This window comes from Patescibacteria group bacterium (assembly GCA_040390045.1).
Taxonomy (GTDB): Bacteria; Patescibacteriota; Minisyncoccia; order Phycocordibacterales; family SIBU01; genus SIBU01.
The window spans coordinates 168,739-189,921 of record JAZJZC010000002.1 but is presented as its reverse complement, the minus strand read 5'-3'; the positions used below and the strand labels follow the sequence as shown (position 1 = coordinate 189,921).

16 protein-coding genes and 1 tRNA gene are annotated in these 21,183 nt (G+C 42.1%); 3 read left to right on the top strand and 14 right to left on the bottom strand.

Annotated elements, in window-relative coordinates; genetic code table 11:
- Positions 1-58 precede the first annotated feature (58 nt).
- Together V4467_02850 and V4467_02845 are read right to left on the bottom strand one after the other, a co-directional pair.
- Complete coding sequence (locus V4467_02850; GenBank protein MES2087907.1) at positions 59-313, bottom strand: hypothetical protein; 255 nt, start codon at positions 311-313, stop codon at positions 59-61.
- Between the two features lie 16 nt (positions 314-329).
- Positions 330-1,280 carry a hypothetical protein gene (locus V4467_02845; GenBank protein MES2087906.1) on the bottom strand — a complete coding sequence of 317 codons (951 nt, stop codon included), beginning with the start codon at positions 1,278-1,280 and terminating at the stop codon, positions 330-332.
- 131 nt (positions 1,281-1,411) lie between these two features.
- Between V4467_02845 and V4467_02840 the strand changes: the two genes are divergently transcribed.
- On the top strand, positions 1,412-2,320 hold the full coding sequence (locus V4467_02840) for a hypothetical protein (GenBank protein ID MES2087905.1): 909 nt from the start codon (positions 1,412-1,414) through the stop codon (positions 2,318-2,320).
- 86 nt (positions 2,321-2,406) lie between these two features.
- Here V4467_02840 and V4467_02835 read toward each other — a convergent pair whose 3' ends face one another.
- The 8 genes from V4467_02835 to V4467_02800 form a co-directional block, all read right to left on the bottom strand.
- Positions 2,407-3,282, bottom strand: a complete 876-nt coding sequence (locus tag V4467_02835; GenBank protein ID MES2087904.1) for an EamA family transporter — start codon at positions 3,280-3,282, stop codon at positions 2,407-2,409.
- Positions 3,283-3,340: 58 nt separating this feature from the next.
- Positions 3,341-5,038, bottom strand: a complete 1,698-nt coding sequence (locus tag V4467_02830; protein ID MES2087903.1) for a CTP synthase — start codon at positions 5,036-5,038, stop codon at positions 3,341-3,343.
- A gap of 177 nt (positions 5,039-5,215) precedes the next feature.
- On the bottom strand, positions 5,216-6,142 hold the full coding sequence (locus tag V4467_02825; protein MES2087902.1) for a permease-like cell division protein FtsX: 927 nt from the start codon (positions 6,140-6,142) through the stop codon (positions 5,216-5,218).
- 76 nt (positions 6,143-6,218) lie between these two features.
- The gene (gene ftsE / locus V4467_02820; protein ID MES2087901.1) at positions 6,219-6,899 is read right to left on the bottom strand and encodes a cell division ATP-binding protein FtsE; all 681 of its coding nucleotides are present in this window, start codon (positions 6,897-6,899) and stop codon (positions 6,219-6,221) included.
- A 144-nt stretch (positions 6,900-7,043) separates the two neighbouring features.
- Complete coding sequence (locus V4467_02815; protein MES2087900.1) at positions 7,044-11,678, bottom strand: hypothetical protein; 4,635 nt, start codon at positions 11,676-11,678, stop codon at positions 7,044-7,046.
- Between the two features lie 71 nt (positions 11,679-11,749).
- Positions 11,750-12,655 carry a PCRF domain-containing protein gene (locus V4467_02810; protein MES2087899.1) on the bottom strand — a complete coding sequence of 302 codons (906 nt, stop codon included), beginning with the start codon at positions 12,653-12,655 and terminating at the stop codon, positions 11,750-11,752.
- Between the two features lie 26 nt (positions 12,656-12,681).
- A complete protein-coding gene (locus tag V4467_02805; protein MES2087898.1) occupies positions 12,682-13,935 on the bottom strand; it encodes a hypothetical protein in 1,254 nt (417 codons plus the stop codon).
- Between the two features lie 58 nt (positions 13,936-13,993).
- Positions 13,994-14,069: transfer RNA gene (locus V4467_02800), tRNA-Thr, on the bottom strand.
- Between the two features lie 597 nt (positions 14,070-14,666).
- On the opposite strand from V4467_02800, the gene V4467_02795 reads away from it, so the two are divergent.
- Positions 14,667-14,933, top strand: coding sequence for a hypothetical protein (locus tag V4467_02795; protein ID MES2087897.1), 267 nt, complete (start codon positions 14,667-14,669; stop codon positions 14,931-14,933).
- Positions 14,933-15,484 (top strand): PH domain-containing protein, encoded by a 552-nt coding sequence (locus V4467_02790; GenBank protein ID MES2087896.1) that lies wholly within the window; start codon positions 14,933-14,935, stop codon positions 15,482-15,484. Before V4467_02795 ends, V4467_02790 begins: the two co-directional genes overlap by 1 nt.
- A 653-nt stretch (positions 15,485-16,137) precedes the next feature.
- Here the strand turns inward: V4467_02790 and V4467_02785 are convergent.
- From V4467_02785 to V4467_02770, 4 genes are all read right to left on the bottom strand, one after another.
- A complete protein-coding gene (locus V4467_02785; GenBank protein MES2087895.1) occupies positions 16,138-16,914 on the bottom strand; it encodes an inositol monophosphatase in 777 nt (258 codons plus the stop codon).
- A 166-nt stretch (positions 16,915-17,080) separates the two neighbouring features.
- A complete protein-coding gene (locus tag V4467_02780; protein MES2087894.1) occupies positions 17,081-17,314 on the bottom strand; it encodes a hypothetical protein in 234 nt (77 codons plus the stop codon).
- Positions 17,315-17,385: 71 nt separating this feature from the next.
- Positions 17,386-18,960, bottom strand: a complete 1,575-nt coding sequence (locus V4467_02775) for a multicopper oxidase family protein (protein ID MES2087893.1) — start codon at positions 18,958-18,960, stop codon at positions 17,386-17,388.
- A gap of 3 nt (positions 18,961-18,963) precedes the next feature.
- A complete protein-coding gene (locus tag V4467_02770; GenBank protein ID MES2087892.1) occupies positions 18,964-20,970 on the bottom strand; it encodes a copper-translocating P-type ATPase in 2,007 nt (668 codons plus the stop codon).
- Positions 20,971-21,183 lie beyond the last annotated feature (213 nt).

Below are 21,183 nucleotides of genomic sequence, written 5' to 3'. Positions count from 1 at the left end.
GCGCCTTTGGCGCGGCGGCTTTTCTATTATAATCCCTAAAAACTAATAACTATCAACGTTATTTATACTCCGCATCTATCGCATTAAGATCTGCACTACTGTCCACTTTTGCCGAAGCTTCCAAACTTGCTGACAAACTATCAGCTTCACCATTTGCTGAGTCGTTTCTGGCCTGGATGTAATTTGCATCCATTGTTTCAGCAGGAGTCTGGGCCTTATGCCAAAAGGCGAAGCCCAAACCACCAGCAATAACAATTGCCACAACCACAACGATCCCTATAAATCCCCCATTATTTTGACGTGTTGATTTCATATAATTTTAATGAAGATTATTGAGTAGTGGTAGTACCTTGAGCGTTCGCGTTGATTTGCGCATTCAGATTAGGTTTCAATCGAATCAATTCGATGGTTTTTCTGTATTCTGCGGTAGCTGTTTGAACACTCTCTTCAGCTGTCTTTACCAAAGTTTTTAGAGTTTCTTTTGTAGTGTCAGTTGTAACTTCAGTTTCTGCAAGCGCTTTAGCGGCCGCAACATCTGTTTTAGCTTTCACGAGAGCGCTCTGGGCAATCACAAATTGTGCCTTCGCCGCGGTCGTATCAGTTCCACCGGTCGCTAAGACATTTATCTGAGCCGCGATTCGTACGTCAATGTCAGTCAAAGTCTTAACGCGCGCATCCAATCGAGCAAAAATATTTTTCAAGTGCTCAAGTACTCGAGCCTTGGCATCTTCCTGCAATTTAACTCGTTTTTCTTTGTTGAGTTTAATCTGAGCTTCGATTTTTAAAGCAAGTTCTTTCTTGCGAGCTTCAAACTCAGCCTTGAATTGTTCTCGATTTTCCTTCAAAGCTTCCATCTTTGCGGTAGTGCTTGCATGAAGCATATCGCGAGTGTTCATCATGTTGGTCTTAAGGTCAGCGTTGGCTCCCATTCGAATATCCTTAATTTCCATCTTTTTTTCTAATGGGCTTGTACTCGTTCCTTCACGAACATCTTTAATCTCTGCTCGTGTATCTACCTTGATGCCCATGCGGACATCATGTGCATTTTGTAACGCTGCTTTTTTAGCTTCTTCAGCTTTCTGTCGCAATTCCTCCTGTTTCTTCAAGAGAATTGCTCGTAACTCAGCCACTGTTGGCTGAACCGCTGACCCGTCAGCATTGACCGTTGCCGAGGCTCCGGCATTGGCAGATGCATCTGCGGTTGTTTCAGCATACGCCACCCCTCCTGCTGACAAAGCGAGCAGAAGTGCCAAAAACATACTAATATTTTTTTTATTCATACTATAATAATTATATTACTGGTAAACACGAAATCCGACCACGTAATTATACCCCTCTTTAGCTTTCAAGCAAAATCAATTTATTGAGTGAGCAAATTGTTAAATAGAGTATTTTGTGTTATAAAAGAGCCATGATTATGAACAAAAAAAGCGTGCTCTCCACAGTCATTTCTTTGGCTCTATTGGGCAATATTTCTGGCGTAGTCCAAACTGCTTTCGCGGCTACCACAAACACAGTTGCTAATTCCTCGCAAGAACTTCACATAGATAAAGATGGCAACATCCGCGCCAGTCAGGTCACCGTCATGCAAATCGCTGGCACCAGTATTTACGTTCGCTATTACATTGGGTTGGCGTTTCTTCGGATTCTTATTAAAACTGACAAGACTACCAAAATTTTCCGCCGGTTTGGTGATGAAATTCCGCTTGGGCAAGTAAACGTTGGTGACATGCTCAATGTTGAAGGTAAAATTGAAAGTGGAGCGGACAGCTTGAGTATCATTACCAGTAAAATTATAAATTTCTCAAACCAAAAGGAAGTCACCAACTTCCAAGGCATTGTGGCGGGCACAGGTTCAACCACAGGAAGCTTCATCTTGAATACCCAAACTGGTCCCATCACCATACAAACAAACCCAACAACCCAAATCAAAAAAGGCAGCAGAATCATCAGCACTGATCTTGTAAAAAATGGCGACAGTGTCACCGATGTCACTGGAACTTTTGATCACGCCACTAAAACTATCGCAGCCGATGTCGTTGTCGTATACATCGACAAAAATATTTTCCTGCCAAGAAATTTTGAAGGCACACTTACAGCAATTGCATCGAGTAATCCAACAACCCTAGCAATGAAAATTGAGGGTAAAAATTATACCGTTGCGCTAAACAGTAACACGAACATTTTAAATAAAGCCCGCGGGTCTGTTTCTATCAAACGCTACCTTGAAGGCGACACGGTAAGAATTTACGGCGCCATTCGTGAGGCCGAAGATCCTATCATTGACGCGCAAATTGTACGCAATACGAGCTTGCAATAAGTAACTCTAAATTAAAATAGAGTTTCACTTTGTCCTTTCGACTATTCTCTTATTCGTGCGAATAAGAGAATAGATACACTATAAATCTAGACAGTACTGCCAGCAAGTACTAGAGCAGAAAAAAGCGCGAGAACAAGACCAAACTTTTGATGTCTAGCTAATTTTTCTTTGTTGATAAAAACTCCCAACAACACGGCCACGATAATGTAACTTTCAGAAAGCGCCGTAACAATGGCGATCGGCGCCAAACTCATGGCGAAGGCAAAGGCAATCCAGGCAACGTTGTCGGAAATAGATGTTTGCAAAAGCACTGCTGAGTTGGATTTCAGTGCCTTTTTTAAATTTCTAAATGTGCCCTTCGCTAAAAGAACTAGCACGACACAAAAGGTAATAAAAATATTAACCAAAAAATTTGCCATCAAAGGGTCTGTCACACGTGAACCCCAACCCATGAAAAAGTTGGCAGTGCCCATAAGTGTCGCTCCAAGAAGCGCGACGAAAACTCCTCGTTCAAAAAGTAAATCCTTTATGCGTAATCTTTTGCTCACAGAAACTAAACCCAACCCCACAAGAAGCGAGGCAATCAGAACGATTTGAAACCACTGTATCTGTTCGCTTAAAATAAAAAAAGCGAGAATCGCTGAAACGGGTACTTCAAAAGACCAGACAGGCTCGACCACCGAAAGCTTCCCTATTCTCAATGCTTCAAAATCAATAATAGATGCGAAAAGTAAAATTAAACAAAGTCCGAAAACAACTGCGAAAGTTTGCCAAGAGCTCGCAAAAAAGATTGGTAGATTTTTGTAGACAAATGGGAACGTAACGAGAGCTCCAAAGGCGGCGATGAAAAACAAAGTTTCAAAATTTCCCACTTTTCGAATTGAGCGTTGCATCCAAAAATCCCCAACGCCCCAGCTGAGCATTGCGACAAAGGCTAATCCGATTCCAATAGTAATGGACATTATTTTGCAACGTACATTCTAATGTTCTTGAGAACATTAGAATGTAATAATTCCCAAATTAATTTTTGCTTGAACGCTCTACCGCCGCTTTCAAAAATTCCGTAAAGAGAGGGTGCGGACTAAGTGGTCGCGCTTTAAGTTCTGGGTGAAATTGAGTGCCAAGAAAAAATGGATGAACTTTGCGAGGAAGCTCAGCGATTTCCATGAGCACGCCGTCGGGAGAAGTACCAGAAAAGACGAGACCGGCCTTTTCGATTTTTGAAATATACTCAGGGTTTACTTCATAACGGTGGCGGTGGCGCTCAGAAACTTCTGCCGCGCCGCCCGCCTTCATTTTTCCGGCAGACAGGTAAGCTTTATAGGCAATCGTTCCCTCTTTGATTTTTGCAGGATAGGCTCCAAGTCGCATCGTTGCACCGTACTTGCCTTCCGCCATGTGCTTTTTTTGCTCTGGCATAATATCAATAATTGGGTTGTTGGTTTTAGGATTGATTTCCGTAGTATTGGCATCCGCGAGACCCAAGACATTGCGAGCAAATTCAACCACCGCCAATTGCATACCGTAACAAAGTCCAAAATATGGAATTTTATTTTCGCGAGCAAACTGAATCACGTTGATCTTTCCCTCAATTCCCGTCTCTCCAAACCCCCCGGGTACCAAAATTCCGTCAAATTCTTTTAAGCTCGAGACGTCCATAACCGGCTTTTGTCCACCCTGGCTCGAAAAATCTTTTGCGTTAAGCCAGGTCAACATGGGTTTCCTGCCAACAGCGTACGCCGAATGCTTAATCGCCTCGATAACTGAAAGATAGGCGTCCGAAAGCACAAAATCTCCCGTATCAAAATATTTTCCAATGACCGCAATTTTTACTGGCTCCTTGGCATTTGAAACACGCGCCACGAATTTTTTCCACTTTTCCAATCCATCCTTGCGCACTCGGCTTTTCATCGAAAGTGCAGACATCAAGAGATTTCCAAGATTTTCTTTTTCAAAATTAATCGGCACTTCGTAAATACTTTCGATGTCCGGCGCAGAAATCACCCTATCAGCATCAACGTTGCACCAAATGGCGAGCTTCTCTTTTCGTTTTTCATCAAGCGGCACGGGACCTCGAGCAATAATAAAATCTGGTTGAACTCCGTAGGAATTGAGCTGCCTCACCGCGTTTTGAGTCGGCTTGGTTTTCATTTCACCGATTGTGCCTGGAACCGGCAAATAAGAAACAAGAATAAACACCACATCCATCGGTTGGCGTAATCGTAGTGCTCGAGCGGCTTCAATAAACAAAATATTTTGATAATCCCCAACCGTGCCGCCGATTTCAACCACCGAAACATCTGACTTCGCCACCTCAGCAGCTTTCAAAAATCTCTGACGAATTTCATCAGTCACATGTGGAATAGCCTCCACAAATTTACCCTTGTAACCAAGCGCGCGTTCTTTTTCAATGACGTGTCGGTATACCATACCACTGGTCATATAATCTTCAGCCGACAAATCGCGATCGAGAAATCGCTCATAGTTACCCATATCTTGATCGGTTTCAAGACCCGAATCGAGCACAAATACTTCTCCGTGTTCCGTTGGGTTCATCGTGCCCGCATCAACATTGAGATACGGATCAACTTTCATGAGGTTAACCGAAAAACCCTTCGACTGAAGAATGGTGCCGATCGATGATGTGGCGATACCCTTACCGACTCCGGACATAACGCCGCCAATAACGAAAATAAACTTGTGTTTTTTTGGTTTCATTTTAATACCAATAACAAATCTGATACGAATATACAAATAAAAGTCACTGTAAATTAACGATGCGCTTAAATTTCAAATCCCTAAAATTGTAGCAAACTATAGAACCCTGTCGCCTGTTTTAAGTTTCCAATTTGTGTTTTAAATAGTATTTCGAATTTCGGATTTCGTGCTTCGAATTTATACTCTCAGATACCTCCTCACCGCCAAGTAACTCGACACTGCCCCGAGAAACACTCCCGAGCCCATAATAATTCCAAAAATCTCACCAAAGTGAACAATATAATACTTGTACACATTAATACCGCTGAAAAAGTTTTCCGTCGCGGTACCAAGCCAATAGGTCAGCGGATAGAAAATCGCCAGAGTGACAATAGCCGCCACAACACCGTACATAACACCCGAAATAATAAAAGGACCACGAATATACTTGTTGGAAGCTCCCACAAGTCGCATCACAGAAATTTCTTCTCGCGCGCTGTAAATTGCCAACCGAACCGTATTGAAAATGATCAAAATTGAAATGCACATCAGCACAATAGTAACAGCGAAACCAATTTTTCGAGATGAATCGATTATTTTTGAAAGTACATTGATCGCGGTTTTATTATCTTCGTAATTTACCTTTCGCACAATGCTCTGATTGTCTTGTGAAAGTACACTGTCACTTTGCAAAAAATTGGCAATGGTTTCGTATTGACCGGGATCTTTCGCCACAATATTTAGCACGGCGCTCAAAGGATTGCCATCAACCTCATCAAGTGCGGCGAGCATCGATGCGTTGTTGGCATGGCGGGCTTTAAAATTATCCAACGCTTCGGCTTGAGAAACATACACAACCTCTTTAACTTCTGGCAAATCTTCGATGGTTTTTTTCAAGGACATGATCTGCTCGTCCGAAGCATTCATGGTCATGTAGACGTTAATATCAACTTTGTTTTTGATGTCATTGAGTGAGGCGTCGAGCGTAGCGGTAAGAAATATAACTGAGCCAATCACAAACAAAGTGACAGTCATAACAAGAATCGAGGCGAGCGACACAAAACCATTTCGCCAGAAACTGACGAAACCGGCTCGAACTACTCGTTTTATGTTGGTCCAGAGCATAGTTTAAAGTTGAAAAGTTTATTAGTTATATTGTACGCTAAAGACCTCTAAACTTCCAAACTGAAGCGAGGCGTGACTACAAACTGTACTTCCCATTCTTATCGTCTCTCACAATCTTTCCATTATCCATCGTCACCACCCGACCACCCACCGAATCAACCACACCCTTGTTGTGAGTCGTGAGGATAACCATGGTACCCAAATCATTAATTCTTTTTAAAATCTGAACAATCTCGTAGGTATTGATGGGATCCAAGTTCCCCGTGGGTTCATCGGCAATAATAATGTCCGGCTGATTGACGATGGCTCGAGCGATCGCGACGCGCTGTTTTTCTCCACCGGAAAGTTCGTGAGGGAAACTCCAAATTTTCTTGCCGAGTCCCACGAGATCAAGTACGTGTGGCACGTCTGATTCGATTTCTGCATCGGTGCGCCCCGCTGCCTCCATAGCAAAGGCGATATTTTCGTAAGACGTTTTGTTGGGTAATAGTCTGAAATCTTGAAAGACCGCCCCGATTCGACGGCGAAGCGTATTCATCTGGCGCTTTTTAAACGTGCGAATATCTTTCGACTCAAAAAAAACCTGCCCTTTTGTAGGTTTTTCTTCGGCCAAAATCAGTTTGAGTAAGGTAGTCTTTCCAGCACCTGAATGACCCACAATAGAAACAAATTCATTGGGACCGATCCTCAAAGTGACGTCGGACAGCGCCGGACTGTCATCGTGATAAATTTTTGAAACGTTGTCGAAGTAGATCATGGGAATAGAATCATGTCCCGACGCGAATGCGTTCGGGATCCCGAACTCCGGATACGGAGCATCGGGAAATCATAGATATCGAACATGATTAGAAATATTATATCACGGCTGAAACATTTCATCCTTAAACCTCCTGTATATATGCTACTTGGCGCTCCCTGCCAAAGCCGTCATGGTGCTCAATATAAGATCTGTTTTTGGTGACTCGACAGTTTTACCCGTTTGAGCTTCAATAAAGACCGCACCATTTTTGGAAAAATTGGCAGAGAGGGTAACTGTCTTAAAATCAGATTTAATTGTAGCAAAGATCGCGTAGTCTGAAGTTGAAGCAATTGTAAAAGAATTATTGAAAACAATTTCATTTTCTGTAGCGCTTTTTAATCCCTTTGAAACAACAATTCCATTCTTGTCGCGAAGTTCAATATTTGAAATATCAAACTTTGACCACTCTTTCTCTGTACCTTTATTGGTAAGTGTAAACGGCAGTTTTTTAACAGTTACCGGCAAGCCTTTGAGAGTTGCTGTAAACCCGCCAAGAGGGACTTGTTTATTAAGAACAATAACTTGCGAAGGAACGCGAGAAGAATTTTTGAACGAAAGAGACGGATTGACGGTATTGTTATTTTTTAAACCAGAAATAATTTCATCGATCGGTGAGCCGTGGACAATTTGGGAAAGTCTTACTTCTGCTCCCGAAACTACTTTGTCGAAGGTACAGGTAGAAGATAGATTACTCTGTGCGAGTTGCGTATATTGTCTCAAAGAATCAATTTGAACTCCCAAACCTGTGACACCGGTCATTAGGTCATCTGTAAGATCGTCTGATAACGCATCGCACTCGCCATCAACTCCACCAAAGAAAGATTGGCTAACGTCAAAGATATTCTCAGTGCTGTTTATTGGCAAAGACTCTGGGACTTCCGTAACGCCTTCCTCAGAAGAAGAAAAGAAAATACTTTTTAATGTTTTGAAAATTCTCACAAAAAAGTTATCTGTATTTGGAGAAGTGGATTGTATAACACTAGCCTGCATATCATGTGCTGCGGCTGTTCTTAAATCACTGTCAATCTCAGTTTTTACTTCTGGAGCATACAGCAAATTAATATGCGAACTGGGTTCATCGGGACCTTTTTCCCCATTGTTGTTTATATATTCATTTGGAGGTTCAACACCAATCTTCTTTTTAGCAATTTCCATCTGTGTAAATATAAGATCTCTGTTGTACTTATAATAATCCGGCACTGAATCGGTAAAATTATTATGCTTATCCTTTATCGCATTTACATTAGAAATACCCCTTGTTGAATCATTGATCGCAATCATATTTTCTGCAATAGCTTTATATACAGGGTTTTTCGGATCCATAACATTAGCGACACCAGAACTTTTCGGATACACATGGGGCATAAGCGGAACAAAGATCTTCAGCGGTCCAAAAAATTCTGCGGCGCCAGCCACAAATCCTGTACTAACAATATAACTTCTAGAAAAGATATTTTTTGGTCCTAACCCGTCAGCCAAAATCGCCGAGCGTATCAAAGTCGATCCCATCGAAAGCGTCACAATCACAGGCTTACAAGATTGTGGCCAATCTTTCACCATCTGGGCAAATCGAGACCTGAGATTTTCTGTCATGCCAGGAGTGTCCAGTATCGGATTGTAGGTATATCCGAGAACATTAAACATACCGACCTCTTTTTTGAGTAGAAGTAACGCGCTTCTCCAGCCAGGCTCTCCACCAGCTCCAGGAATAAAAATCAATACTGGTTTATCTTTAACTGGAGAAAACATATAGGAAAATCCTAAAAGATCATTTGCGGAAGAAGTAACATTAGAAAACGCTGAATCGTGGTAGACCTCCAAAGATTGGAGCCGAACAAAAAAGTCCACCAAGCCTTGATCATTCTTCAAACTACCATTTCCGTCAGTTATTAGATCCTTTTTCATAATACCCAAAAGATAGATCGGTCCATCCAGAGCTGGATTACCCTCCAAAACACTGCTTCCACGACCAGCTTTTATGGTCTCGTCGCGCCACTTGGTTCGTCTCATTTTTGTGTTCGTGAGTGCGCTGTCAACACTGGCTTGCAATTTTGAAAATTTATCGGAATACAACGCATACGATCCCACTTGAGGCACAGGGCAGGTTTGCGCTACTTTTTTCTGCTCCACTAAAATTTTTACACTGACAGCATTACTCCAATCACCGCGCTTCAATACACCTTCCTCACCATAATAAGGACTACCTAGCCCCATGCTCATTACTCTCATGGAATAATTACCTGGAACAACCTCCTCTCTAGCAACAAAATGTGAGCAAGCTGAAGAATCAAAATATTGTGTACCCGCCGGATTACCCTTTTGCACAATAGTTCCTTGACATGGATATAACCTACCACCAATTAAAATTTGACCATCTTTCGGATCTGTAATCTTGAAAAGCCGAGTAAGCTGGAACGAACCCCCAGTAACCCCTTCCTCATCTCCATCGTAAGATTTACCGGAAATAATTAAATGTTGAGTTTGTTCCTGATCTTCTCCCGTGCCTCTTTCTGTGTAATATGTAACAGATGGATCATCTTGATTTGTAAATTCTACATAATTTATATAATCAAAAAACCCAGGAGAAAAAAGTTGACTGTTAAAATTGGAACCTGAAATAATTATCGAATTACTAGTACTGTTCAAATGACCGAAGCAGAGCGTGAGTGAAGAAACTCCTTCAACGCGAGGAGTTGGTAAATTGACTGCATCTCCCGAGTTAGCCGGATATGTCAGATTTGGTTTTTCTGTTGGCACCGGACATTGCCTTTTAACTAAAACTTTAACGATATTACTCCGGCCGCCAAGGGTTTGAACTTTTAAATCATATGCGCCATCAACTACCTCAGCGGGCACGTTAAAATTTAATTCACTCCTATTCCACTCGGGGCTAGAGTTATTTATATTAGTAAAATTGTACGTTTTAATGTCAGTTCCACTTTCCCCATCATCAGTATTAGTGGTCATCTCAACAGTATTGTCTGTAGGCGCAAAATACATACCCTTCACATTCATTGAGGTGAGGTTACTACCCTCAAGTTTAGCCGAGGAAATAACTGGAACTATATTCTCGGAAGAAACTTCTTTTATAATACCATCCATCTTCATGCACTCCGGCCAATATTTTTCCGCTGTTGATTTTTTGACATCGTTATCCTTTATCCTCGCAAGAATATAACCGCAACTTATTACATTAAACTGACTACTCTCATTAGAATGCCGCATAACACTATTAGAGCTCGGGCGATAGTAATTTTCGCACTGCACCTTTGCGGGACAAGTACAGCCTGGCAGGTCAACTCGCCCATATAATTTGTGATCTATACTACTACGATAGTCTTGAAGCGGATGAAGTGTGCAATTAGTTTGAAACTTCGGAGGTTCTCGAAGATCTAGTTCATATTCATCAGCTAAATATGAAAAGGCGTGGCCCATCTCATGGATTGCATTTACTGGGAGACTCGTTCCTGTATCTGTAGCTAAATTTAAATATATTGAAGAGGCACCATAATCAGTAAAGGATACTCCATTTTGCATATTTTTATTCGAAAAAATTAACATGTATTCTGTCGAATTGCCTCCGCACTTAGAGACTGATTTTAAAGCCTCTGTATTATAGGCACCAGGATCTGTTGGCAATTTTGACTGCTCTACTTCCATCAAATCAACATAAAATGAAAATTGGTCTTGATAGGTTTTAAAAGGCTCTATTGTCTTAAATCCATCATCTATAATGCTTTGTGCTTGCGAGAGAAAGTCACCAACACTCTCAGCCAGTGCACTTCCGCGCATAAACACAATCTTGTTAGGTCCTGTACCAGACAACTGCACGCAGTTGGTGGCCGGAAACTCAGCCACTATTGGGGACGGGTCATCCAGTTTTCCATATGAAAACTTTAACGTATGGTCTGTATCTATAGCCTCAATGGTGGAATTTTCATCGATGGTGGATTTCTGTAAAAACTCCATCGGATTAAAGTAGACATAGCTTGGACCGCCCACTGAAGCACGAAAACTATGCAGACTATTACCGACTGCAATATCTGTAGTATCTGTCTCTCCGATATTTAAATACGGAAGCTGGTCAAAAATACAAGTTGGATCTTTGAAGAAAGGAATAATGTTTAAGATTGAGGGTGGATTTTTGTTATCAATTGATATATTAAAACTATCGACGCCTGAGCCGAAAGTTGTGACCGTTTTTTCACGGTTAGATATACTGTACATCTCTGGGGCAAATTTTAAACAGCTGTTTAGATTGATGCCTGCCGGTTTTGCCACCCCTTGCCGTTTTGGTAAGGGAGAAGGAGGGGGTGTATAGATTGGTGCTACCTTCCCCGGATGATTGATCGATTCAGTTTCAAAATAAAATGGATAATACGAAGGACTGTTCGCACCACCAGAACTAGCATCGGATGATGGGTAATTCGTCCACGGAGCGTAGCTCGGCGCGTTCAAATACCGATCGTTATTACTTTCTTGCGAGGTGTAGGTCGGGGTTGTCAGATACCCGCCGACGCCGGGTGTCAGCAGGGATTCTTGGGAAAGAATCTGTGACTCATAACCGAAAGGAATAAAAACTCTTTCATTTAGCGCTAATAACACGCTAGCCGCTTGAGATTGAGATTGGGGCCAATAATTTTCCAGCAACAACCCACTTCCAGAAACAACTACTAGAAAAATAGAAAATCCGAGTGAGAACTGAAAAAAATTATGAAAATGAAAAGAAGTTTTCATCTAGGGAGTAAAACTTCCACTAATTGTAACACAAAAGAAGAGTGAGGTTACTACCTACTGGCAGGCAAGCCCTAAAGATTTTTTTCCGCTTCAATAAATTCATCGAGCTCTCCTTCCAAAACTTTGTCCACCTGCGATGTTTCAAAATCTGTCCGGTGATCTTTTACCATTTTGTAGGGATGCAACACGTACGAGCGAATCTGACTGCCCCATTCGATCGAAGTAGTTTTAGAAACATACATACCTTTTTCTCGCGCTTTTCGTTCGTCTTCCTGAAGTTTGTATAATTTTCCGCGAAGAATTTCAATGGCCTTCTCACGATTTTGCGCCTGACTTCTTTCGGAGGTCACATGAACTGACAGTCTCGAGGGTACGTGCAAAATTCGCACCGCTGTTTCCCTTTTGTTTACATTCTGCCCACCAGGGCCTCCGGATCGCGCAATAGAAATTTCTAAATCTTTGTCCGAAATGACCATGTCACTTTCGTGAGCTTTATCAAATTTTGGAATGACTTCAACCATTGAGAAAGAGGTGTGGCGAAGTTTTTTAGCATTAAACGGAGAAATGCGAACGAGGCGGTGGACACCGGATTCATTTTTTAAAGTACCATACACGCCTGCCCGGCCCGGAGACGGGTTTTTTCCAGATATTTCCACAGTAATATTTCGAAATCCCCCATGATCATTTTCGTTTACATCGAGCAAAGTCGAGGACCAACCTTTTTTTTCGAAATACTTTCGATACATAGAAAAAAGCATAGCCGAAAAATCCTCCGCGTCGTCCCCTCCAGCGCCGGAAAAAATAGTCATGATGGCATTGCCGGAATCATACACGCTTCCGCCTTGCACTTGAGCCTTAAGTTGCTGTAACTCTTTTATTTGCGCCTGAGCTTTTGCCGAGTCAGTCCAAAAATCCGCCGCGTTCATCGCCACTTCGAGTTCCGCAATTCTTAATTCTCTTTTTTGTTTTTCGTCCATAAAATTCTGAGTGGTTTTATCAGCCTCTACTCTTCATCTTTCTTCTCTACTTCCTTCACATTAATCAAAGCTGGATTAGTAACATCCCAATTTTCAAGAAGTGCAATTGCAGCTCCGACTCCCTTATTCTGAACTAAAATATCGAGTTTAACTAAAAATTGTGGATCATGATCAAAAGATTCTCGAATTTCCTCTCTCATTCGGTTCCAAAAAACTACCCCTGTACTTTCATCTGCTTGATAACCTTTTTTTTCAAAATAAGCATTTACAAATGTACGCATGTCGAGTTTCTTTTTCCCTTTTACCAAGAGCAAACCTAACAACTTCCGTTCCTCTGGATACCCCGAAGGTGCTACACCAACCAATTCGGCACCCAATGTTTCTGTTACTGCTTCATTAAGCCAAGTAAATCTACTGACTGCAAATCCTGCAACCTTAAGACCCGCCCACTGCGGGCTCGTTATGGTATCTCGTGATATCATCCCATCTTCATATTTTCGGCTTGAAGTATGTCTCACTATTTGTCCCGATGAAAGAGCGTGAATTGCTTCATGAGCAATCAAAGCAAGAGCCTCTTTGGATAATCCCTTTCCGCCTTCGGCATCTTCACTCAGTAATACCTGCAAACTAAGACCAATTGTATTTTCAGCGCCATTATGAGAACCGATTAGTTCTGAGGAATTTAAAGGATCTCGGATCTGCAATTGTATTTCTTCCAATCTTGCCGCAAGCTCTTCTTCGCTTTTTGGATTATCTAATTGAGGATTTATTTTTGAAATAAAATTTTTCGCTATATATGTTCGGATACTCGGAGTAATCTCCTGAAGTTTTGTGTTGTGTTCAACTAAAAAATTCTTATACTCTGCAAGCCCCGCAATCCACGAATTTTGCGGTACCGTTCTCGCCGTAAGATCTTCCTTTATTTTTTCTATAAATTCCTGAAACGTCGCTTTCTTTCCTGTAAACTGCTCTCGAACACCTGCAAAATAGGGATCATTCGACTGAAGTGCCACCCGCCAAAAATATGTTGCATTCCAAGGAAATTCAGCTTCTTGTTTCAAGAGAAAATTCTGGCCATCAGTTATCAATTTGGCAATATACCTTTCGTTTAAACCCGCATGTTCAGGAAATGTTTTCGTATCTTCCTCGCAGGCCACAATTTGTTTTTCAATCCAACCAACATCAAAAACATCTACGGCTTTTTGGGCTCTTTTCTCTTGTTCCTGTAATAAAGTTTCTCTATCTACGAGCTCAGATGTAAATGTTGGTTCTCGTTCCATAACGCCTATTGTACTACTACTTATAGACTTAAATTAGAGTGATCTAAAAACATAATTTTGGAGCCGATGATCAGAATTGCACTGATGACAACCACTTTACGAAAGTGGTGCTCTACTAACTGAGCTACATCGGCAAATTTATTTCTTAACGAACAATCGACCTTCTTCTGCCCTCTTACTTCGAATACGATTTTTTCTGCCGTTGCCACGATTTAGCCCGGCATATGTTGGAGATAGTGCATCACAATTTGGGCAAACTAACCGAAGATTATTTTCCGAATTATTTCGCCAATTTCCATCAATGTGATCAGCAACCAATGGAACTTCTCTCGTTTTTGGATTAAGTCTGGCCCATCCACATAAACTACACTTGTTTTCAAATTTTCTTCGTAAATAGCGCTTAATATATCTTGAAACTATGCCCAAACCTTGCAGCCCCACAACGTTCCCCGCCTTCCATTGCTCAATATAGGATTGGTACTGACACTCAAGTTGACATGCATGACTACAATACTTGTATCCGGCACGAGCCGGCTCTTTTCCACAAATACGACATTTTTCTCTAGGTTTTTTTGGATTCCCCACCAATCAAGTATATCCAAACTGCAGATCAATGTAAAACCAAAAGAGATTCGTATGTTGATAAGTTCCTGATACACAGGTGAAACTATTTTGATTTCAAAATTCCTCCCGCAGTATGCCACAATTCCAGAAAGTAGTATACTTATCACATGCCATTTTCAATAAACTACGGGCTTTTGGCTTTTGCCCTCTTTTTTATTTTTGTTATTTTTTATTGGGTCTACGCCTTCATTACCGTCTACCATTTGATTCGATTCGGGGTCGGAACACAACCGAAAAAATTTGCGGCGATTTTTCTGATAGGCTCTATGGTGATTTTTTTCCTCTGCATCATCCTGTTTTCAACCATTGATGTCAATGCAACATTCGGGCGAATTATAAATCTATTGCAACAACTTAAAAGTTCCACCCAATAATGTTTAAATCATTTCTTTCAATTTTTAGCGAATCAACAAACGCTTTTGAGGGCATCGAAAAAGATGAGAAGGTGGTGCTTCTCGTGCGTGAACATCCTTTGGTAATTATATTGAAACTGCTGTATCTCGTTCCACTCGCGTTCATACCAATACTAATCGGACTTTTCAGCACACCCTTTCTGATAGCAAATCAGTTACTTAATTTATTTCTATTTCTTTCGAGCGTGTACTATTTGATGCTGTGGCAGTCGCTTTTTTATAGTTTAACCATGTACACCTTGGATGTTTGGATCGTAACCGACAAAAGAATTATCGACAGTATTCAACGGGGGTTTTTCCGACGCATCGTCTCAGAACTTCATCTTGATCGAGTGCAAGACACCTCAGTAAACACGACCGGACTTTTCCAAACTATTTTTAAATTCGGCGATGTTGAAGTCCAAACTGCCGGCAGAGAAAATTGGTTTAAATTTGAAAAAGTTCCTCATCCAGAAAGGGTCAAGGATGCCATCATGCAGGCAGTAGAAGAAAAGAAGCAAAGTTCGGTTTAAATGAGGAGCTGTTGATCGGGAGGACGAGAGTCCGGATTGGTTAATTTGTTGATCGGGAGGCGAGTACGCCGGATTGGCGACTACATCGCCAGGTACTTTTCCATCTCCAAGAGTCGATAAGGAAAAGTCTTTCAATCCTTACAGGATCTGTACACCTTTCACATTTCGAATACAAAATGTTCAAGGTCTTGCGAAGCTCCAAGTGTTCGCTTCTCACCCGATACGCAGGCGAGCAGTCGCCTGCTCACCGTCTTCCTTCGCTACGCTCGGAGCCGTTGATCGGGATTGAACCGATGACCTCGTCATTCACAAGTACCTCTATTTCGCCGACTCGGCTTATAAAAGGGTTAGACTGTATCTTATGCATACCACTTCGGTTTAGCATCCCTTGTCAGTCGTTCGGGCAATCCGCTAAAAGCAGACGCCACGGTCTTACCCACATGTGTGGACTTTAACCGTAATTCGGGCTTCATTATTTCGTTTCCAAAATAAAGGGCTATTTAAGTTAACCAATGACGTGCTCTACCAACTGAGCTACAACGGCAATTATAAAAGCTGTCAGCTGACAGCTTGAAGCTAAAAGCTTCCCCGATATACTATTTCATTTTTGCTATTTTTGCAAAACCCACAAGCTTTTGGCAACTCAAGAAATCTTAGATAAGTGACAGTACTTTTTTATGAATTGATTTGTTATTGCTCGCGAGAAATGTTGGACAAAAATCATCAACATCTGGCTTGCCCTTTGTATCAGTAATAACACAACCCGCTTCTCGCAAAATTAATTTCGCGCCTAGAAAATCATGAATTTCTGTTTTATCATTAAAAATCGTTTCAATTTTTCCTGAAGCGAGCAAACAAAAATCAACCGCGGGTGACCAACTGAAAAGCAGACGTTTCGGGTCTCCTTTCAGTTCTATATTTGAAACCACACGCATCACTTCTTCTTTCGGGGTTTTGTAGGCGCAAGCATACGCCATCGTCACTTTTTCCATTGAAGTTTCTAGACTCAATTGCAATCGGTTTCTTCCGCAAAATGCCCCTTTCCCCTTTTCTGCCCAGTAACACAAATCAAGCATAGGCAGATACACCAAACCAAAAATCGCCTCCTTGCCACGAGCCAAAGAAATCAAAACCGAAAAGTTGGGAACTCCTAAAACAAAATTATTGGTGCCGTCGAGCGGATCGACATAAAAAGTATAATCGGATTTTTTGTCAATCAACCCACATTCTTCAGAGACAATATTGTAAGTTGGAAAATCTTTCTCAAGAATTTTGAGGATTGCTGCTTCAGACTCAACATCTGCCTGCGTTCGATAATCCCAGGCACAACTTTTTTCTTCCACATTTAAAACTTTACCAAAATAACTTTTTACCACCTTTCCTCCAGCCTTCGCAGCTGAAATGATGACTTTTTTATCGCGAGCATTCATGCGGGAAATAGTAGCATGAGAAAAGAAAGGGGCAAATTCCTATTGATTGTAAATTCCATTTACAACACAAAATGATCTGTTAAAGTATAGTTAGAGTAGTAATAACACCCGATGGAATATGGCAAACTCGACAATAAGGCCGTGCGAATCGAAACCGATCTTTGGGCTAGGTAACATCTTTCTGAGCGAAAAGGCAAATGAGCTTATTCCTCGAGAAATCATCCTCAATGCCCTTGCTCTGCACGGAACAACTACCAATCACGATGGTGTAGTTAAAAATGTCCATAACTGGAAAGACGGCGTACAGTTCTTCATTCGTACTGATGCCGATCGATGCAACACGTTCATTGCTCTTGTTGGAGAACCCGATTTCAATTTTAGAACTTAAGTTCTTCGACATGGTCATCTTCAATGATGGCTTTTTTAATAAAAACGCCCTATGCTTTTTTGCTGCATATTCAGATTCACACATTATTCAACATTAAAACTAAACATCATGCCTGACTCAAGGTGTTCTGCGATATGGCAATGCGCCATCCATGTACCTGGATTCGAAGCGTCGAGAAGAATATCTACATACTGACCGCTCGGCACGAGGACGGTGTCTTTCCAGACAAAATCAGTTTGTTCAACACTGTTACGATTAAGCACTAGAAATCGCTGGCCATGGAAGTGAATGGGGTGCTGCATTGGATGTGACGAGTTCGAATTATTGGTGATACGTATCTTTACCTTATCACCAACCTTGAAATTCCAATCGATATTCATATTCTCCTTGCCAGTCGTAACATCAACGATTTTCCATAAAACAGTATCGGTGTTTGATGTCTGATTCATAGTGCTCATCATTCCTGTATCATTCCACTCAATTCCATCCTTCGATACACCCATCATCGTGCCGTTCGGCATCATATTTCCGCCACCACGATTCATACTTCCCATATTCATTCCACCCATGGCCCCCTTTAGATCAACGGTGAGCTTAAGTTGCTTGTCTAGCTGTTTACTGAAAGACGACCGGAAGGGATCGATGCTTTTTACCACATCATCATGCGTTTTAAGGGTAGAGAAAGTGCTTGCATACGAGGGAGAAGCCGTGTCATTTGATACCACTATTATACCGAGCTGATCTGTCTTGTCCGGAGTCTTGTTTTGAACGACAAATGTTCCTACGGTATCAAACAGTACTTCTACCACGGCTCGTTCCGATGGCCCGAGAGTTAACGCATCTACCCACCGATCCTTTTCGTATGCGCCACTATCGCCACCGACAAGCTTCATTTTTGCTCCTACAATCGTAAAATTAAACGGGCGGACATTAGCAGAGTTGGCAACATAGAACCGGATGACTTCTCCTTTTTTTGCTTGAAGTGAATATGCATCACTGCCGTTTACAAGAAATACGTTTCCGTATCGGCCCATGAGGGTATGATCAGCTTTCTGTATATCGAACGGAGCGACCTTGCCATTTTCTATAAGAATATCGTCTAGGAAAAGCGGTACTTCTCGATTGACCGGACTCCAATAATTCGTATCTGTTGAAGTGACGAGATAACTTCCATAAAGACCGAGCTCTTGCGCATAGTCTTCTCGCACATGAGGGTGATACCAGAACATTCCGGCATCAGGGAATTTTATCTTGTAACTAAATGATTCTCCTGGCTGGATTTCTTCTTCCGTAGTTGAAGGCACACCATCAAAGGTATTACTGAGGCGAACACCGTGAGAATGAAGTGTCGTAGGCACATCTGTCTCATTCTTAAAATGTATAGTCACTTCCGAGCCTTGCGCAACTTTGATTATCGGCCCAGGAATCGATCCGTTATACGCAAGCATTTTCACTTCAGCACCTGCGATCTGCTTTTTCACAATAGAAGCAGTGAGATTGTAGGTGTCGCCATTTTTCAGTTCAACAACTTGAGACTCGCTGGCAAGTGCAGTGTTTTGGGTTATAGAAGAAAAGCCCTTTGAAGAAGTAAGGGTGTAAAAGATCCCTACGATAAGGACGAGTCCGATAATGATGTACGGTAATGATTTTTTATTCATGAATTATATTTTCTTATTCTTAAGCAACACTGCATTGAATGCCACAATCACCGTGCTCGCCGACATAAATACGGCTGCGAGAGCAGGTTGCAAAATAACACCGCGAGAAGCCAGGACACCGGCAGCTAGAGGAATGGCAATCACATTGTATCCCGTAGCCCAGAAAAGATTTTGTATCATTTTATTGTACGTAAGTCTGGAAAGGTTAAAAATCTTTACAATATCTCTAGGGTCATTCCGCACCAAAATGATTCCGGCTGATTCAATGGCAACATTCGTACCCGCGCCGATGGCGATACCAAGATCAGCTTGAGTAAGAGCTGGAGCATCGTTCACCCCATCGCCAACCATCGCCACACGGAGTCCTCGAGTCTGCAACTCTTGAACCTTCTTTACTTTATCTTCAGGCAAAACTCGTGAAAAATATTCATCGAGGCCGAGTTCACTTGCTACACGTTTGGCTGTTTCTTCGCTATCGCCGGTGATCATCGCCACACGGATTCCGGATTGTTTGAGATGATCAATCGCCTCTTTCGATTCAGGACGAACGGCATCGGCAACTGAAATGTTTCCGACAATGACACCTTCTCGTTCCACAACAATATCATCGCCACCTTTCGTACCAACAAAAATTCTCTTGCCGAGGACTATGCCTTCTGCGCCCCGGCCTGGCACACGTTTAAAATCAAAAACCTCTGCAATTAAAAGTGACCGTCTTTTTGCCTCTTCCACCATCGCCTTCCCAATTGGATGTTCAGAGTACGTGTTAACTGATGCCGCCAAGCCCAAGGCTTCATCAGAGCTCGACTTTGTTACCTTAAATTTTGCTTCTGTAAGCGTGCCAGTTTTATCAAACAAAACAGCTGTAATATTGCGAGCCGCTTCAAGAGCACTGCGCTTTCGCACGAGGAGACCGTTACGCGCCGCCATCGTAGTTGAAATTGAAGCAACAAGTGGAACGGCAAGACCAAGAGCGTGCGGACACGTGATCACAAGCACCGCTACCAGTCGCTCGGTTGCCACAGCAATACCAGCGCGAGAAAAAAGCCATGAAATAAAAGTTATAGCGCCTCCAACGATCGCAATAATGGTGAGGTAGTATGCGGCACGATCAGAAACCATTTGCAATCGAGACTTGGAAGCCTGCGCGTCCGCCACAAGCTGCATGATACCAGCAAGAAACGTTTCTTCTCCAATTTTTTCGATTTTAATTTTCAAACTGCCATCGCCATTGACTCCACCAGCGATAACCATCTCCCCGATGGATTTTTCTACTGGCTTTGATTCACCGGTAATGATTGATTCATTTAAATCTGAACGACCCTCAATAATTTTGCCATCGGCTGGCACTTTTGCTCCAGGTTTGACCAGTGCCACATCACCGATTTTAAGTTCACGTAAGGGAATGATTTCTGTTTTCCCATCGCGAATTACCTCGGCTTGATCTGGTAAAAGTTTTGTAATTTCTTTCAATGCGCCTTGTGCGCTTTGCACCGATCGCATCTCAATAAAGTGGCCAATGAGCATGATGGCGATGAGTGACGAGAGTTCAAACAAAAGATCCTTGCCAGTTCCAAATAAAATTGAAAAGAAACTGTAGAGATAGGCAGCTGTGATTGCGATGGCAATGAGCGTCATCATGCCCGGAAGTCGAGCCTTAAGTTCGCGATAGGCGCTCGTAAGAAAAATCAGGCCGCAATAGAAAAAGACGATGCTTCCGAGTATCAAAAGTATGTATGACAATCCCGGAAATTTTGGAGCATTGATGCCAAAAAACGTCACAGCCATTTCTGAATAGAAAAAAATGGGAACAGTTATAACTAAGGCAACCCAAAATTTCGAGAGGAAGGACGAGGTTTTGTGTCCGGCATGTTTATCCTGCTCTGTATGTTCCGAATGATTAACTTCCCTTTTTTTGGTCGGCACAAGATTCATACCACACTCCGGACACATGCCGGGCTTATCTTGCATTACCTTTGGATGCATCGGGCAGGTGTACATTTTTTCCATACGATAAGTATAGCAGTTCAACCACCTCGTTGCCCTAAAGAAAAAACTTTTACTAGACAGGCTCTTTTTTGAATGCGCGGCTGATGGGGCTTCCCTTACAGGGACAGTACACCTTGTCGATTTTTTCATTCGCTTTGCTCTGAAAAAATCAGGCAAGGTCTCAGCGCCCCTCACGAAAGCGTCCCACGCTTTCTAGCCGCCCAGCAAAAAAGC

Bases quoted from the DNA above. Each gene is read 5' to 3' on its own strand.
- V4467_02810 (MES2087899.1), bottom strand. From the start codon at position 12,655: ATGGACGAAAAACAAAAAAGAGAATTAAGAATTGCGGAACTCGAAGTG.
- V4467_02845 (MES2087906.1), bottom strand. From the start codon at position 1,280: ATGAATAAAAAAAATATTAGTATGTTTTTGGCACTTCTGCTCGCTTTG.
- V4467_02780 (MES2087894.1), bottom strand. From the start codon at position 17,314: ATGTCGAAGAACTTAAGTTCTAAAATTGAAATCGGGTTCTCCAACAAG.
- V4467_02825 (MES2087902.1), bottom strand. From the start codon at position 6,142: ATGCTCTGGACCAACATAAAACGAGTAGTTCGAGCCGGTTTCGTCAGT.
- V4467_02785 (MES2087895.1), bottom strand. From the start codon at position 16,914: ATGAATGCTCGCGATAAAAAAGTCATCATTTCAGCTGCGAAGGCTGGA.
- V4467_02815 (MES2087900.1), bottom strand. From the start codon at position 11,678: ATGAAAACTTCTTTTCATTTTCATAATTTTTTTCAGTTCTCACTCGGA.
- V4467_02840 (MES2087905.1), top strand. From the start codon at position 1,412: ATGATTATGAACAAAAAAAGCGTGCTCTCCACAGTCATTTCTTTGGCT.
- V4467_02850 (MES2087907.1), bottom strand. From the start codon at position 313: ATGAAATCAACACGTCAAAATAATGGGGGATTTATAGGGATCGTTGTG.
- V4467_02805 (MES2087898.1), bottom strand. From the start codon at position 13,935: ATGGAACGAGAACCAACATTTACATCTGAGCTCGTAGATAGAGAAACT.
- V4467_02790 (MES2087896.1), top strand. From the start codon at position 14,933: ATGTTTAAATCATTTCTTTCAATTTTTAGCGAATCAACAAACGCTTTT.
- ftsE (MES2087901.1), bottom strand. From the start codon at position 6,899: ATGATCTACTTCGACAACGTTTCAAAAATTTATCACGATGACAGTCCG.
- V4467_02795 (MES2087897.1), top strand. From the start codon at position 14,667: ATGCCATTTTCAATAAACTACGGGCTTTTGGCTTTTGCCCTCTTTTTT.
- V4467_02830 (MES2087903.1), bottom strand. From the start codon at position 5,038: ATGAAACCAAAAAAACACAAGTTTATTTTCGTTATTGGCGGCGTTATG.
- V4467_02770 (MES2087892.1), bottom strand. From the start codon at position 20,970: ATGGAAAAAATGTACACCTGCCCGATGCATCCAAAGGTAATGCAAGAT.
- V4467_02835 (MES2087904.1), bottom strand. From the start codon at position 3,282: ATGTCCATTACTATTGGAATCGGATTAGCCTTTGTCGCAATGCTCAGC.
- V4467_02775 (MES2087893.1), bottom strand. From the start codon at position 18,960: ATGAATAAAAAATCATTACCGTACATCATTATCGGACTCGTCCTTATC.